Origin of the sequence: Amycolatopsis sp. FDAARGOS 1241 (genome assembly GCF_016889705.1) — a bacterium.
Classification (GTDB): Bacteria; Actinomycetota; Actinomycetes; order Mycobacteriales; family Pseudonocardiaceae; genus Amycolatopsis.
The window spans coordinates 7,592,563-7,607,240 of record NZ_CP069526.1; the positions used below are offsets into that span (position 1 = coordinate 7,592,563).

The window sequence follows — 14,678 nt, forward strand, 5'->3', positions numbered from 1 at the left end:
CAACCCAGGCGCCGTCAAACCGAGCAGCATTCACCTGTGGCGTGCGGTGTGTTTCTCTGCTGATCTGCGACGGTGGAAGGTCCGGCCGAGCGGATGAGGAGCAGCTGTGATGCGGTCACCGAAGAGCGTCCTGACCCGGAGGAGATTGGCGCTCGCGTTGATCGCGGGTGTGGTCGCCGGCGGCTGTTCGTCGCCGGGTGCGCAGCCTCCGGCGCCGAACGTGCAGGTCGTGGACGGTCCGGTGGCTCGCCAGCTCAAGGCCTCGGTGAGTGATGCCGGAGCGGTCACCCACCTCCAGGCGTTGCAGAAGATCGCCGACGACAACGGTGGCAACCGCGCTTCACCAGGCCCCGGTTACGACGCGAGCGTCGACTACGTGACAGGCGTCCTCCGGGCCGCCGGCTACGACGTGGCGACCCCGGCCTTCGAGCTGCCCCGCAAACGCGGTCGGGAGCAGGGCACGGCGCGCAACGTCATCACGCAGACCCGCACCGGGGACCCCGCCCACGTGGTGGTGATCGGGGCCCACCTGGATTCGGTGGAGGACGGGCCCGGGATCGTCGACAACGGTTCCGGTGTCGCCACGCTGCTGGAAATCGCGCGGCACCTCGGTCCCTCCGCGCCGCTGCGCAACACCGTCCGGTTCGCGTTCTTCGGCTCGGAGGAGAGCGGTTCCGAGGGCTCGACGTCGTATGTGAACGGCCTTTCCACCGCCGATCGCGAAAAGATCGCGCTTTACCTGAACGTGGACATGGTGGCCTCGCCCAACGGCGGCTACTTCGCCCAGGGCGGCGTGGGCGACGAGCAGTCCCAGACCGGCCCGCCCGGTTCGGCCGCCGTCGCCGGTGTCCTCGCCGGCCAGCTGGCTGCAACCGGGGTGAAAGCTGAGGCCATCAAGTTCGTCGGGGACGACGAGACACCGTTCGTCGACGCCGGCATTCCTTCCGGCGGCGCGGAAAACGGTGACCGCAAGGACAAGTCCGGGGAGCAGGCCCAGGCGTGGGGCGGCCAGGCGGACGAGCGGTACGACCCCTGCTACCACAAGGCCTGCGACCGCCTCGAAAACGTCAACCGCGTGGTGCTGGGCCATTACCTCACGGCGATCGCCGGGACGGTCGCCTACTTCGCGACCTCGGACCAGTCGATTCTCCGGTGAGGCGGTGAGCGGGCGTCGGGCCCCGCCGGCGGCAACCCTCCGCTTCACCGGCGACGGCCTCGTCGGCGGCAGGCCACTCAAGGCCCGCTCGCACCTGCCGGCCGGCGCGCTGGCCGGGCGGACTGCCGCCCCGACCGCGGCGGTCGGCTCCCGGCACTCGACTCGAACCGACTCACGTGGAGCGCGTTGCTCCGGCGAACACTGCTGCGGTCGCCGGTGATGAAAGCGTCAGCACCATCTGCTGCAGCCAGCTGCTCACCTCGGCCGGGCTCCCCGGATCGCGGCGCGCTGCCGTCGCCGGCCACGACGGCGCCGCGAAGCGCGAAGTGCGTGCCGGGCTAGACGCCGTTGACACCGGCGCCGGGTCGGCCGGCCGGCGCAGTGGACCCACTACGCCCATTCGCATCACGCCGTCGCGCCTGACCTCCGCGGAACTGGGCTTGCCCCGCCGGCGAGGGATCAGCCCGGCAGCGGTGCTCGGTGACTGTCCGCCAGCATGGCTCGGCGGTACTCCCCCGGAGTGGTGGCGAATTCGCGCCGGAAGGCTTTCCGCGAGGGCGAAGGCGGACCCGTAGCCGATGGCCGAAGCCACCTGCCCCAAGGGTTTGTCGGTGTCGCGCAGGAGCCGGGTGGCCAGGGTCGTCCGCCGGCGGGTGAGGTACGCCAGCGGCGGTTCGCCCGCTACTGCGGTGAACCGTCGCGCGAAAGCGGCTCGCGACAATCCCGCCGCGGCACCGAGGTCCTCGACGGTCCACGCGTGCGCCGGTTCGCCGTGGATGGCGGCGAGGGCTCGTGCGGTCACGGGATCGGCGAGGGCGGCCGACCAGCCGTGCGGCTGCGCGGTCTAGCGCAGTCAGCACGGAGCATGTACACCAGCAGGGTGTCCACCAGCGACGGCAGCGCCGGGAGGCCGTGATTCCAGTTCGTCGCCGAGGAGCTGGACCAGTGCGCGGAGGCTGGGGTGCCGGCACGGCCGGCCGGTGCACCACCTCGGGCAGGTCCCGCAGCAGCGGGTGCGGCCGGTGCCGGTGCAGCCGGTACGCGCCGCACACGATCGTCGATCGCGCGCCGGCGCCGGGGAGCGAGACGCGACCGAAGGGCGTGCCCGGCGAAGGACGCGTCGGCCTGAAGTCGACCGGCGGCGTACCGGACGCGAAGACCACAGCGTGCGGCACGCCGCGCCCGGCAGGGCCACGTCACCCGGTTCGAGCTCGACCGGCTCGAAGCCGGCGCCGCCCGGCAGCGGAGCGAGCCGGCACGAGCCCTGCAGCACCACGTGGAACGCCGCCCCGGTGACGTCGTCGAAGACGGCGCTCAACGCGCTCGCGCTGTTCTACGCCCACGCCCTGGCCGGTGCCGGGTTCAAGGTCAACGCCCTGGCCCCGGGTCTGCGTCACACGGACCTGAACGAACGCGCGGCCGCCGCCGACGGGGATCCCGCAGAAGCCGCCGCCGGTGCCGTCGGGCTGGCCCTGCTGGCGGACGACGGACCCACCGGCGAGTTCGTCTCGTGGGACGGGAGTCCCGCTCCGTGGTGAGCCGGCTTTCGCCGGCGCACGGCCGCCGACCACCCGCCTGAGCGCTGTTTTTCACGATCCTTGTCCGCTCCGCGCCACGGCGGGCATCGTGGGCAACGACCCGACGGGCCGGGCCCGTCGCACCACTGGACGAACGGAGACCGCGACCATGCCGACGATCACCACGAACGACGGTGTCGAGATCTTCTACAAGGACTGGGGCACCGGCCAGCCCATCGTGTTCAGCCACGGCTGGCCGCTCTCGTCGGACGACTGGGACACCCAGATGCTGTTCTTCCTGCAGCAGGGTTACCGCGTCGTCGCGCACGACCGCCGCGGCCACGGAAGATCCTCGCAAGTCGGCGACGGGCACGACATGGACCACTACGCCGACGACCTCGCCGCCGTCACGGCCCACCTCGACCTGCACGACGCGATCCACGTCGGACACTCCACCGGCGGCGGCGAGGTCGTGCGCTACCTCGCCCGCCACGGCGAATCCCGCGTCGCCAAGGCCGCGATCCTCAGCGCCGTCCCGCCGTTGATGGTGCAGACGCCGGAAAACCCCGGTGGTCTCCCGAAGAGCGTCTTCGACGACCTGCAGGCGCAGCTCGCCGCGAACCGCTCGGTGTTCTACCGCGCGCTCGCCTCGGGGCCGTTCTACGGATTCAACCGACCCGGCGTCGAACCCGACGAGGCGATCATCGAGAACTGGTGGCGCCAGGGCATGACCGGCGGCGCGAAGGCCCACTACGACGGCATCGTCGCCTTCTCCCAGACCGACTTCACCGACGACCTCAAGAGGATCACCGTCCCCGTCCTCGTCGGCCACGGCGACGACGACCAGATCGTCCCCTACGCCGACGCCGGACCCCTGTCGGCGGAACTGCTGCAGAACGGCACGTTGAAGACCTACGCGGGCTTCCCCCACGGCATGCCGACCACCAAGGCGGAGACGATCAACGCGGACCTGCTGGAGTTCTTCCGGTCCTGATCCGTCCACAACGGACTCGCGCCGGTGCCACCGCGGACTTCGCCGTGGCGGCACCGGCGGCGGGCAGCCACGTGCGCGTCGGCCGCGAAGCCGAGGGAAACGGGTCGAACGCGGTGCAGCAGACGCAGACGCGTACCGCCACGAACCGGCGCGGTACGCGCGGGCACACGACTCGTTGCCGGCGCGGCCGTCGCGTCAGCGGTCGCCCGCCGGAACTCAGGCGCGGAATCGGTTCCCGGCGCGATCGGGCACCCGGCGCAGGCGTTTTCGCGACGACGTCGATCCGGCGGCGGTCCGTTCGACGTATCCGTGGAACGAGGAGGCAATCGTGACCGGACCCATCAGGCTGTACATGACCATGTCGCTCGACGGCTTCATCGCCGGGCCCGACGACCGCCCCGGGCAGGAGCTCGGCCGCGGCGGCGGGCGGCTGTTCAACTGGCTCGACCACCGGGACGGCGACGGCGCCAGCGGCCAGATCTTCGCCGAGGCGATGGCGACCGGCGCCCTCATCTCGGGGCGCCGCACCTTCGAACTGGCCGGCCGCTGGCAGGGTGACCACCACGACGGTGTGCCGATCCACATCCTGACCCACCACGTCGGACCCGCCGACGTGCCGCCGGTCCGCTTCTACACCGACGTCGCCGCGTGCGCGCGCGACGCCCGGGCCGCGGCGGGCGACCGCGCCGTCATGGTGCACGGTGCGGGGGCAGCGCAGTCGCTGCTGCGCGCCGGCGAGCTGGACGAGCTGGAGATCCACCTGGTCCCCGTGCTGCTCGGCGCAGGACGGCGGCTGTTCGACTCCGTCGGCCCCACCGAACTGGAGCTCGTCCGACGGCTGGAGGACGAGGGCGTGACCCACCTGCGGTTCGTCGTCCGCCGCTGATCGGTCGCAGGAAAGCTCAGCGCAGAACCGTGCGGAAATTCAGTCCCGGGAGTGTCCGTTGTGGACACGGCAGGGCGGGCCGTCTCCCGGAGGAAACGGCCCGCCGCTCGAGCGAGCTCAGCTGTGGGCCGCGGCTGGCTGGGCCTGGTCGTCGGACGGAACGAGTTTCGGGTACTCCTTCTGGAACTTGGTGATCATCGTCGCCGAGTGGACGATCTTGTTCGGGTTGCCCTGGCTCGTCGCCTGCTTCTCGCCCCACGCGCCGGCAGCCTTGCGCTGGTCCGGAGTGCCGTGGGAGTGCTGGCAGTCGCCGATCGAGGCGTTGAGGTAGGTGACCTCCTGCTGGGCGCGGGCGTCGAAGACCTCACCCTTGGCGTGCGCGACGAAGTAGCCGCCGTAGGCGTCCGGGCCCATTTCGCCCGACTCGTTGCCCGGGAAGTTGTTGTGGGCGAAGTCGAGCTGGTGACCGTACTCGTGGCCGAGGACGGCTTCCACCGAGACGTCGTCGAAGCCGAGGGCCTTGGTGACGTCGAGGATCCCGTCACCGAGGGCCACGCGCTTGCCGCCGATGTCGTTGGCGGGCGCCGAGAACGCGTTCAGCGTCAGAAGCGGGTTGCGGCCGCCCTGCAGCGCCGGCAGTTCGTAGAGGACCTTGCTCGTGAGCGCGGCCGCTTCCGTGGCGCGCGCCGGTTCGAAGCCGACGCCGTAGGTCTGCGCCATCTTGTCCTGGCTGCCGAGGTCGGTGCCCTTCCAGGCGACGAGCTGGATGTTCCAGCTCTCGATGTCCCAGAAGCCGCGCAGCTTGCCGATCGTGGCGCCCGCACGCTGCGTGTACTGCCCATCCGTGCCGAACACCTGCGGCGTCTTGTCCGACGCCACCCCCTCGGCGTACAGCTGGCCGAGCGCCGACAACGCGTCGAAGGCCTTGCCCTCCACCGGGGTCAGCTCCGAGAACGCCTTGTCCGCGTACTGCAGCAGCGCGCCTTCGGTGCAGCCCGGGATCGGTCCCTGCGCCGCGTTGGCCTGCTTCTTGCCGATGTGGTCCACCGGCGAGTCGATCAGCGGGTCGATCCCCCTCAACGCGCCGGCCGGGATGCTTCCGTACAGGTCCACGACGTTCTGGTACAGCGCGTCGACGTCCTGCTCGACGGTCGACGGCTCGGCTGCGAACGCCGGCACGGCCGTGGCCAGCGTCAGCGCGCACAACGTCCCCGCCGCGGCGAGGGATCTGGTGAGCAACCTCTTCTGCACTGTGGATTCCCCTTTGAGTGATTCGGATCAAGATCACGAAGCAAGATCACCCTAGGGCCGGTGTTGTTCTTGAAACCCCCGCCGGACGAAGTCCCCCGGGATGGCCTACACCCATCGACGGGTCGCAAGCCCGTTGCCTCGGCCGGAAGTACTAGGCCACCTGGCCGACCGGCGATGGCTCCCACTGAACGAAAAAGGCGCTGCTCTCTTCGGGGGAACGCTTTCCGATGCAATTACCGGCGCATGAAAACTATCGGTGGTCCACTGTGGACATCACGTCGCCGGTGGACCAGCGCAGCAAGAACCGCAGCACTTCTTCCGACGGCGAGCCCGGCTCGGCGGTGTAGGCGACGAGCTGTTGGTCCGGGTGGGTGTCGACGGAGAACTGCTGGACGTCGACCACCATCGTGCCGGCGACGGGGTGCACGTCGGTCTTCGCCAGCCGGCGCGGGCCGCGGACCTGGTGCGTCGCCCACCAGGTGCGTAAGTCCGGGTCGCCACCCTCGGCCCGCCGCAGGCGGCATGCCGGGGAAGGGGCTGCCTAGGCAGTCCAGGACCGAGCAGGGCGGCGGCGCCGTGGTTCCAGGCGAGGACGTCGGTGCGGCGGTTGAGCACCAGGGCGGGGATGTCGGGCATCGTGTCCAGCAGCTGCTGCAGCCGCGGCGCCACCTCGGGCGAGGCGGCGCGCCGGGCGGGCGCCCGCCACCGATTTCGGCGCGCTGCCCGCCGGCGAGCGCAACCTCATCCGCCTCACCTTCCTCGACCCCGCCTTCCGCTCGCTGTACGGCGATGGGGAGCGTTCGGCCCGCGAATGCGTCGCCGTGCTGCGCATGGAGGCCGGCCGCACACCGCACGACCGCGCGCTGAGCAACCTCGTCGGCGAGCTCACCGTGCGCGGACTCGAGATCGCCGGCCACCGCCACACCCCGTGCGCGGAGCCGCTCGCCGCGCTGGTCGTCGGCCACCCCGGCACGGGCGTCAAGGAGCAGGCGGCCGGCCTGTACGCGCGACGCCTGGCTTCCGCCGGTTTCGTGACCCTCGCGTACGACGCCGCCTACCAGGGCGAGCGCCGCGGTCTCCTACCTGACGACCCGCGCCGACGTCGACCCGGACCGCATCGGCCTCGTCGGCATCGTCAGCTCCGGCCGCCGGGTGAAGTCCCGATCGGCACGCTGCTCCGCGACCGCGCAGACCTTCAGGAACTCGTCGTCGCCGCACGACATCACCCAGGCAGCCACCGCGTCTTCGCCGTACTCCGGCAAATCCCGGGCGCCAGCACCTCTACTGGTCGACAACATCGCACACTCCTTCGCCCCCAGAAGGTCTTCACCACGTGGGCGACGCCGTAGTACGTACCGCGCTTGCGTTGCTCGTCCGAGTCCGGCGAGCGGTCGAACGGGATGCGCCGTTACGTCATGCTCGCATCAGGAGTCGACGGACCTCGCATGGGGAGCCAGTCCGCAACGCCGCACACGCGCAGGAAGTCGTCCTCGCTGCACGAATCGACCCACCGCGTTGTGGCGTCTTCGTCGTACTCCGGCTAATCCCTCATAGCCAGTCCGCGGCTGGTCGACAGCAGGTCTCACCCCCAGGAGATCAACCTACATCCCGAACGAGTGCAGCAGGGCCGGGAGTCGCTCGAATTCCCGGCCCAGGCTCTCGGCCAGCTCTCGCAGCAGCGGCAGCCGCGTCGCCACGAACTCGTCGACGGGCAGGTAGCCCGAGACCGTCGAGCAGCTCACGCCGGCGATGACCGACCCGCCGAAGACCGGGCAGCCCAGCGCGGTGATCCCGACGTCCAGCTCGTCCACGACGACCGCGTAGCCGTCGCGGCGGACGTCGGCCAGTGCGGAACGCAGGGCGTCGGGCGAGGTGATCGTGCGGGAGGTGCGAGGCGCCAACGTGGCGCCCGCCAGGAAAGAGTCTACAAAGGACGGCGACTGGTGCGCCAGGATGGCCCGTCCGGAGGCGCTGACGTAGGCGGGCACACGGGCGCCGGGGGTGATGGCGAAGCGCATCAAGCGGTCGGTCTGCACGTGGACCACGTGGAGGATGTCGGTGCCCGCCAGCGCGGTCAGGGAGACGCTGTCGCCCGTTTCGTCGCGGACGCGCTGGAGCAGGGGCTGCGCCAGGCTGCTCAGGTTCATCGAGCGCGTGTACCCGGCGGACAGCTCCAGCACCCGCGGCGTCAGCACGAACCGCTTGTCCACCTGGGCCAGGTAACCGAGCTCCACCAGCGTCAGCAGGAACCGGCGCGCGGCGGCCGGCGACAGTCCCGTCGCGGCGGCGACCTGACTCAGGGACATTTCGGGTTGTTCCGGACCGAACGCCCGCAACACGGTCAATCCCCTGGCCAGCGACGTGACGAACTGTTCCTTGTCCGCGCTTGACATCCGCGCCCGCCCCTTCTTAACGTCTGTTGTCGCTCAGCGGAAACTTATTCGCTTAGCGAAAACTCTAGCACTGGTCCGGCTCAACGAGGAGGCTCGGCGTGCGCACTGAGAGCAGTTCCCACCTGACCCGGCGGGCCACGATCGCCGCGTCGTTCGGCACGGTCGTGGAGTGGTACGACTTCTTCCTGTACGGCACGGCGTCGGCCCTGATCTTCCCGAGCCTGTTCTTCCCGTCCGCGAACTCGCTCACCGGATCCCTGCTGTCGTTCGCCACGTTCGCCACCGGGTTCGTCGCGCGGCCGCTCGGCGGCGCCATCTTCGGCCACGTCGGTGACCGCATCGGGCGCAAGAACGCGCTGGTCGTCACGCTGCTCGCGATGGGATTGGCCACGCTCGCCGTCGGCTTGCTGCCCACGTACGGTCAGATCGGCGCGGCCGCGCCGATCCTGCTGGTGGTGCTGCGCATCGTCCAGGGCATCGGCACCGGCGGCGAGTGGGGCGGCGCGGCCCTGCTGACGAAGGAGAACGGCAGCACCCGCCCCGGGTTCTGGGGCGGATTCCTCTCCAGCGCCGTCTTCGCGGGCCTGATCCTCGCGTCCGTGGTCTACGTCGTGATCGGCGCGCTGGTCAGCAACGACCAGCTGCTGAGCTGGGCCTGGCGCATCCCGTTCCTGCTCAGCGTCGTGCTCGTCGGGCTCGGGCTGTGGATGCGCAAGAGCCTGCCCGAAACGCGGGAGTTCGACCGCATCAAGCGCGCCGGAGAGCAGGAACGGGCGCCGCTGCTGCGCGCGTTTCGCAAGCCGCGCAACATGGTCGCCATCTTCCTGATGCGGGTCGGCCAGAACGCGACATTCAACATCGTCTCCGTCTTCGTCCTCACCTACGCCACCAAGCAGCTGGGCCTGGGCAAGTCGCAGATCCTGTGGGCCACGGTCATCGGCGCGGCCGTCGCGTGCGTGCTGTGCCCGGTCTACGGCCACCTCGGCGACCGCTTCGGCTTCGGCTGGGTCATGGTCGTCAGCCTGCTCTTCCAGGCCGCGTTCGCGTTCCCGTTCTTCCTCCTGGTGGACAGCAAAGGCGTCGCACCGGTGATCATCGCCGTGACCGTCGGCATCGCCGGAGCGGGCGCGGCGACCGACGCCATCCAGGCCGGCTACTTCGCGGGGCTGTTCGGCACCCGCAGCCGCTACAGCGCGATCTCCGTCGGCCGCGAGGGCGGCACCGTCGTGGGCGGTGGCCTCGCACCGCTGATCGCGACAGCCCTGCTCGGCTGGTTGCACGGCAGCCCGTGGGCGATCGCCGGCTGGATGGCGCTGACCAGTGTCATCGGCGTCGTGGGCGTGCTGCTGGTGAAACCGCTGCGCGAAGCCGAACCCGAAGACGTCGTGCCGAGCGCCGGGCCCCGGTCCGGCTCGGCCGTGAGCTGACGAAGGAACCTGGATGACACAAGGAAATCCGGCCCTCGAAGCCGCCGGCAGCACCGTCGCCACCCTGTTCGAGAACCGGGCCCGGACCCACCCCGGCCGCGTCGCGCTGCAGTCCGGCGAGCGCCAGGTCACCTACGGCGAACTCGCCGACCGCAGCCGCCGGATCGCCGCCGTGCTGGCCGGCCGGGGCGTGACGCGCGGCGACCGCGTCGCGGTGGTGTCGGAGAACCGCACCGAGTACCTCGAGGTGGTCCTGGGCGCGGCGGTGCTCGGCGCGACCGTCGCGTGCCCGGGCCTGCGCGCGGCTCCCGGTGAACTCGTCGCCTGTCTCGACCTCGTCGAGCCGGCGGTGCTCATCACCTCCGAAGGCGCCACGCGGAAGTTCACCGAGGTGCTCGAACGGCGGACCGAACCGAAGCTCGAGTTCGGCGACGGCTTCGAATCCGAGCTGAGCACGACGGTGCCCTGGCGCGAACCGTCGGCGGCACGACCGGAAGACGTGCTGGTCGTCATCTACACCAGCGGCACCACGGGCGTGCCGAAGGGCGCCGCGATCAGCCACCGTGCCGAGATCGCGCGCAGCTCGGCCACCCGCGCCGAGTACGGCCTCGCCGGTGACGACGCGTTCGTCGCGTGGTCACCACTGAGCCACATGGGCGCGTTCGACAACTCGGTGAGCACGCTGATCAGCGGCGGCAAGGTCGTGGTCGTCGACGGGTTCGACACCGCCGCGCTCGCCCACGCCGTGGCGACGGAACGCCTCGGCTGGTTGCTGCTGATGCCCGGCACGGTGCGCCGCTTCGCCGAGGTGTTGCGCGAGAAACAGATCACCCCGAAAGGCGTCCGGCTGTGCGGGGTGATGCCGGACCTGATCGGACCCGACGAGATCGCCGAGATCACGCGCCTGCTCGACGCGCCGTTCGCGAACACCTTCGGCGCCACCGAAACCGGCTGCCCGCCGTGCTCGGGCGACGCGCTGGCGGTGGGCGTCGAACCGCGGCGGCTGAGCAAGGTGCAGAGCGCCTACTGCGAGATCCGGCTCGTCGGACCCGACGACGAGGAGGTCCCCGACGGACAGCCGGGCGAGCTGTGCATGCGCGGCCCCACGGTCTTCAGCGGGTACTGGAACGACCCGGCGGCCACCGCCCACGACTTCCGCGGCGGCTGGTTCCACCTCGGCGACGTGTTCGTGCGCAACCCGGACGGCACGCTGGACTTCGTCGACCGCGCGAAGTACCTGATCAAGAGCGGGGGCGAGAACATCTACCCCGCCGAGATCGAACGCGCGCTGCTGCGCCACCCCGAAGTGCTCGAAGCCGTGGTCGTCCGGCGCGCGGACGCCACGTGGGGCGAGGTGCCGGTCGCGTTCGTCGCGCGGGCCGGGGACTCTGTGACGGCGGCGGAGCTGATCGAGCTGTGCGGCACGCAGCTGGCCAAGTTCAAGCGGCCGCGCGAGATCCACTTCGTCGCCCCGGAGACGTTGCCGCGCAACGCGTCGGGGAAGGTCGTCCGCGGCGAGCTCGAGAAGCACGCCTGAGCAAGGGAGCAACCGCATGTCGTTCGAGTCGCCGGACTTCCGGTCCGACATCAGCTGGAGCACCGCCAAGTCCATCACCGTGTTCGGGCACGACCTCGTCGGCGAGCTCGTCGGCACCGTGAACCTCGGAGACATGGGGTTCCTGGAGCTGACGGGCCGCCTGCCGACGCCCGGTGAGTCCACAGTGTTCAACGCGCTCACCGTCAGCCTCGTGGAACACGGCCTGACGCCGAGCGCCATCGCCACGCGGATGACCCGCTACGGCGCGCCGGAGTCCCTGCAGAGCGCCGTGGCGGCCGGGCTGCTCGGGCTCGGGAGCACGTTCGTCGGCTCCATCGAGGGCGCCGCGCGCTACGTGCAGGAGGCCGACCTCGACGGCGACCTCGAGGACGAAGCCGCGGTCATCGTCGAGAAGTTCGTGTCCGCCAAGGCGATCGTCCCCGGCATCGGCCACCCGATCCACAAACCGCTCGACCCGCGCGCGGAACGCCTCTTCGGCCTGCTCGACGAAGCCGGTCTCGGCGGGCCGCAGGTCACGCTGATCCGCGAGGTCGCGCGCCAGGCCGGCGACGCGCTGGGCAAGGTCCTGCCGGTGAACGTCACGGGCGCGATTGGCGCCATCGCGTCGCGGCTGGGCATCGACTGGCGCGTGGCCCGCGGCATCGGGGTGATGGCCCGCGCCGTCGGCCTCGTCGGGCACGTGCTGGAGGAGATCCGCACGCCCACCGCGCCCGCGATCTGGCGCGAGGTCGACGAAGCCGCGACGCGGCACCACGAGTGACGCGGGAGCCGGGGCCGCTCGGGCTCAGATGTCGATCGGTTCGAGCTCGCCCAGGATCTCGTCGCGGCGCGACTCGAACTGCTCCGGCAGCTGGAAGCGCTTGCCCAGTTCCTGCGGCGACTCGTCGCAGTCCCAGCCGCCCTCGTTGTGCGTCACGGCGAGTTCGAACAGCGCCCCGCCGGGCGAACGGACGTAGACGGACTTGAAATACTTGCGGTTGCGCACCTCGGACATGTCCGTGTAGCCCGCACCCTCGATCTCGAACTTCAGCTCTTCCTGGTTCTCGAGCGTGTCGGCGTTCCACGCGAAGTGGTGGATGGTGTCGCCACCGTAGATCCATGTCCCCGGGTCGTCCGTGCGGTTCACCACGAGCTCGACCGCCCCGCCGAGACCCGGTTTGCCCGCCTCGAACGCGAACCGGTCGCCCTCGGCCAGCCCCTCGCGGGCGCCGAGGTGGTCGGCGGCGAACTCGACGGCGGTGTCCGGGCCGGTCACGTGCACGCCGACGCCGTAGATGCCGTGGATCGCGTACTCCTCCGGCACCCCACCGCCGGTGAAGCCGCGCCGCGGGTCGTCGTCGACCTCCACCAGCTGGTACTCGATGCCGCACGGGTGGCGGAACAGCACGCGGCGGCGGTCGAACACCGTCGCGTCGTACACGTCGGGCGCACGGCCGGTCAGCCGGTCGGACCAGTAGTTCAGCGAGCCCGACGGCACGGCCAGCAGCACCTCGCGCGCCTGGTTCGTGCCGCGTCGGCCGTGGATCCCGGCCTGTGCGAAGGGAAACGTCGTGAGCACGGCGCTGGGGTCGCCGTCGGTCGGGATCTTGCCGTCGAACAGCACGGTCCGCTTGATCAGCCGCAGGCCGAGCACGTTGACGTGGAAGTCGACGTCCTCCTGGGCCCCGTTCACCGACATGGTGATGTGGTGGCTACCGCTGATGTAGGGCATGGGGGCTTTCCTCCTCCTCGGTGAACTTCTCGGTCAGCTGCTCGACGAGCTATCCCGTCTCGAACAGCAGCTCCTCACGCCACGGCGGCGCGGTCAGCTGGACGCCGACGGGCAGCCCCGCGAGGTCGAGACCGCCGGGCACCACCAAGGCGGGCAGCCCGGCGAGGCTCTGCGCGGAAATCGCGGGCAGCACCCGCTGCCGGAAGTCGCCGGGCACGGCGTCGATCCGCGGCGGCGCCACGGCCGCGGCAGGCGACAGGACCACGTCGACGCGGGTGAACAACTCGGCCCACCCTGAAGCTGCGGTTCCTGAAGTACTGCGGTTCCTGAAGCACTACGCGGACGCGCCGAGCACGAAGCCCGGCAAGGCGTAACCACCCGCGCCACGCCCGACGAGCGGCAGCGTCGCCACGGCCGGGCGCCACGAGCGACGGCCGAGGAAGGTGAGCAGCCCTCCAGCGACGACGAGCAGCGCCAGCCCCTGGCCGGGATAGCGGAGGATCACGAGCCGGTACAGCTCGTCGGCCACGAAGAGCGCGACGAGCAGCGCGAGCCCGGCCGCGCCGAGGCGGTTGCCGACCGCGTCGAACGTGCGGAAGCGCCGCCGCCCCGGAGTTTCGGCCGGATCGGCCCCCACGACGTCGTACCCCGCCGCGGCGAGCGCCCGCGCGGTCGCGTCGACGTCCACCACGAACGCCGGGTGCGCCTTCGCCGCCGGCCGGAAGTCCGCCTCGACCCCGACGTGCAGCTCGCCGTCCAGCCCGCCCACACCGGGCACGCGGAACCAGCACCCGCCACGCCGGGCGAGCACCGGCGGCTGGGGCAGCTCGGGCCGACCCGGCACGCCGGTGTAGAAGCCGCGCTGGTCGCGGCGCCTTGGTGACGTGGCGACACGGCTTGGATGATCTTGCTCTGGGTGAGTACCCGAGTTTCGGTGTGGCTCACCACAACCTGCACCGAAGCCGGCAGGTCCTCATGGTCCACGGTCGGGGCCGGCTCAGCGGGCCATGCGAACCGGGACCACAAGGCCCGGTGACGCGCAAGGACACCGCAATCGCCGCGGGATGGGCTACGCCCTCCTCCACCGCTCTCGACGATCACCCACGCCCTCGGCTACACCGAAATCCGGTCCGCCGAGACCGCCGTCACCTGCGCACACTTCCTGGAACCCCGCACCGGCGGCCACGCCCCCGCCGGCCGCGGCACCACCTTCATCGAGCAGCACAGCTAGAGCCAATCCGGGCGGGTCACGCCGTCGGGGTCGACGCGGGCGAGGATGTGCTCGTGGGCGGCGTGCAGCTGCGCGAGCTCGCCCGTTTCGAGGGCGTCGACGATCAGCGCGCGGACCGTTTCGACGTGCCGGGGTGCTGCGGATTCGACGAGTGCCAGCCCGGCGTCGGTGAGCACGGCGCGGGTGGCGCGGCGGTCGTCGGGGTCGGGTTCGCGGGCGACCAGGCGACGGGTCTCGAGGCGTTTGACCACATTGGACAATCGTGACAACGACGAGCTGGTGATCTGCGCGAGCCGGCTCATCCGCAGGGAGCGCTGCGGCGCCTCCGACAACATCGAGAGCGCGTGGTACTCGAAGAAGGTGAGGCCCGCGTCGTGGTCGAGCTGGGCGTCTAGGGCCGCGGGCAGGCGGGTGAGCACGCGGACGAAGCCGAGCCACGCCACCTTCTCGTCGAGGGTCAGCCACCGGGGTTCGGACACGGCGGTCACTTTACTTGACGCGTGAAGCATTTCGTCCTAGTTTGGTTCAAGGTTGAACTAAACATCGTGCGAGAG

16 protein-coding genes and 1 pseudogene are annotated in these 14,678 nt (G+C 70.8%); 8 read left to right on the forward strand and 9 right to left on the reverse strand.

All coding sequences use genetic code 11. The annotated features are described in order from the left end of the window. Positions 1-109 precede the first annotated feature (109 nt). Positions 110-1,156, forward strand: a complete 1,047-nt coding sequence (locus tag I6J71_RS36890) for a M20/M25/M40 family metallo-hydrolase (protein ID WP_204091088.1) — start codon at positions 110-112, stop codon at positions 1,154-1,156. 172 nt (positions 1,157-1,328) lie between these two features. Here the strand turns inward: I6J71_RS36890 and I6J71_RS51360 are convergent, their stop codons facing one another. Beyond that, complete coding sequence (locus I6J71_RS51360) at positions 1,329-1,958, reverse strand: helix-turn-helix domain-containing protein (RefSeq protein WP_204091089.1); 630 nt, start codon at positions 1,956-1,958, stop codon at positions 1,329-1,331. Between the two features lie 51 nt (positions 1,959-2,009). Next, positions 2,010-2,432, reverse strand: coding sequence for a cupin domain-containing protein (locus I6J71_RS51365; protein ID WP_370542243.1), 423 nt, complete (start codon positions 2,430-2,432; stop codon positions 2,010-2,012). A 16-nt stretch (positions 2,433-2,448) separates the two neighbouring features. Here I6J71_RS51365 and I6J71_RS36905 point away from each other — a divergent pair, with 16 nt between their 5' ends. From I6J71_RS36905 to I6J71_RS36915, 3 genes are all read left to right on the forward strand, one after another. Next, entirely contained in the window at positions 2,449-2,694 is a 246-nt protein-coding gene (locus I6J71_RS36905) for a hypothetical protein (protein ID WP_204091091.1), read from the forward strand. 148 nt (positions 2,695-2,842) lie between these two features. Beyond that, positions 2,843-3,667: an alpha/beta fold hydrolase gene (locus I6J71_RS36910; protein ID WP_204091092.1), complete on the forward strand. Its 825-nt coding sequence runs from the start codon at positions 2,843-2,845 to the stop codon at positions 3,665-3,667. A gap of 328 nt (positions 3,668-3,995) precedes the next feature. Then, the gene (locus I6J71_RS36915) at positions 3,996-4,553 is read left to right on the forward strand and encodes a dihydrofolate reductase family protein (RefSeq protein WP_239154121.1); all 558 of its coding nucleotides are present in this window, start codon (positions 3,996-3,998) and stop codon (positions 4,551-4,553) included. A gap of 117 nt (positions 4,554-4,670) precedes the next feature. Here I6J71_RS36915 and I6J71_RS36920 read toward each other — a convergent pair whose 3' ends face one another. Next, positions 4,671-5,804, reverse strand: coding sequence for a hypothetical protein (locus tag I6J71_RS36920; RefSeq protein WP_239154122.1), 1,134 nt, complete (start codon positions 5,802-5,804; stop codon positions 4,671-4,673). A 250-nt stretch (positions 5,805-6,054) separates the two neighbouring features. Further along, positions 6,055-6,440: pseudogene (locus I6J71_RS50015) on the reverse strand (hypothetical protein). A gap of 107 nt (positions 6,441-6,547) precedes the next feature. Between I6J71_RS50015 and I6J71_RS36930 the strand changes: the two are divergent. After that, the gene (locus I6J71_RS36930) at positions 6,548-7,153 is read left to right on the forward strand and encodes a hypothetical protein (RefSeq protein ID WP_239155523.1); all 606 of its coding nucleotides are present in this window, start codon (positions 6,548-6,550) and stop codon (positions 7,151-7,153) included. A gap of 252 nt (positions 7,154-7,405) precedes the next feature. On the opposite strand, the gene I6J71_RS36935 is transcribed toward I6J71_RS36930, so the two are convergent. Further along, a complete protein-coding gene (locus I6J71_RS36935; RefSeq protein ID WP_204091094.1) occupies positions 7,406-8,197 on the reverse strand; it encodes an IclR family transcriptional regulator C-terminal domain-containing protein in 792 nt (263 codons plus the stop codon). Between the two features lie 98 nt (positions 8,198-8,295). On the opposite strand from I6J71_RS36935, the gene I6J71_RS36940 reads away from it, so the two are divergent. The 3 genes from I6J71_RS36940 to I6J71_RS36950 are packed head-to-tail and all read left to right on the forward strand — an operon-like array spanning position 8,296 to position 11,942. Further along, positions 8,296-9,624 (forward strand): MFS transporter, encoded by a 1,329-nt coding sequence (locus I6J71_RS36940; RefSeq protein ID WP_204091095.1) that lies wholly within the window; start codon positions 8,296-8,298, stop codon positions 9,622-9,624. A 13-nt stretch (positions 9,625-9,637) separates the two neighbouring features. Beyond that, positions 9,638-11,161, forward strand: a complete 1,524-nt coding sequence (locus I6J71_RS36945; RefSeq protein WP_204091096.1) for a class I adenylate-forming enzyme family protein — start codon at positions 9,638-9,640, stop codon at positions 11,159-11,161. Between the two features lie 16 nt (positions 11,162-11,177). After that, positions 11,178-11,942, forward strand: a complete 765-nt coding sequence (locus tag I6J71_RS36950) for a citryl-CoA lyase (RefSeq protein WP_204091097.1) — start codon at positions 11,178-11,180, stop codon at positions 11,940-11,942. A gap of 24 nt (positions 11,943-11,966) precedes the next feature. On the opposite strand, the gene I6J71_RS36955 is transcribed toward I6J71_RS36950, so the two are convergent. From I6J71_RS36955 to I6J71_RS36970, 4 genes are all read right to left on the reverse strand, one after another. Further along, positions 11,967-12,893 (reverse strand): VOC family protein, encoded by a 927-nt coding sequence (locus I6J71_RS36955; protein WP_204091098.1) that lies wholly within the window; start codon positions 12,891-12,893, stop codon positions 11,967-11,969. A gap of 49 nt (positions 12,894-12,942) precedes the next feature. Further along, complete coding sequence (locus I6J71_RS36960) at positions 12,943-13,176, reverse strand: amidase family protein (RefSeq protein WP_204091099.1); 234 nt, start codon at positions 13,174-13,176, stop codon at positions 12,943-12,945. Between the two features lie 51 nt (positions 13,177-13,227). Then, entirely contained in the window at positions 13,228-13,737 is a 510-nt protein-coding gene (locus tag I6J71_RS49300) for a hypothetical protein (RefSeq protein WP_239154124.1), read from the reverse strand. A 383-nt stretch (positions 13,738-14,120) separates the two neighbouring features. After that, entirely contained in the window at positions 14,121-14,603 is a 483-nt protein-coding gene (locus tag I6J71_RS36970; protein ID WP_239154125.1) for a MarR family winged helix-turn-helix transcriptional regulator, read from the reverse strand. Between the last annotated feature and the right edge of the window lie 75 nt (positions 14,604-14,678).

Coding starts and splice junctions, on each gene's coding strand:
- I6J71_RS36910 (WP_204091092.1), top strand. CDS start 2,843: ATGCCGACGATCACCACGAACGACGGTGTCGAGATCTTCTACAAGGAC.
- I6J71_RS36945 (WP_204091096.1), top strand. CDS start 9,638: ATGACACAAGGAAATCCGGCCCTCGAAGCCGCCGGCAGCACCGTCGCC.
- I6J71_RS36955 (WP_204091098.1), bottom strand. CDS start 12,893: ATGCCCTACATCAGCGGTAGCCACCACATCACCATGTCGGTGAACGGG.
- I6J71_RS36935 (WP_204091094.1), bottom strand. CDS start 8,197: ATGTCAAGCGCGGACAAGGAACAGTTCGTCACGTCGCTGGCCAGGGGA.
- I6J71_RS36890 (WP_204091088.1), top strand. CDS start 110: ATGCGGTCACCGAAGAGCGTCCTGACCCGGAGGAGATTGGCGCTCGCG.
- I6J71_RS36950 (WP_204091097.1), top strand. CDS start 11,178: ATGTCGTTCGAGTCGCCGGACTTCCGGTCCGACATCAGCTGGAGCACC.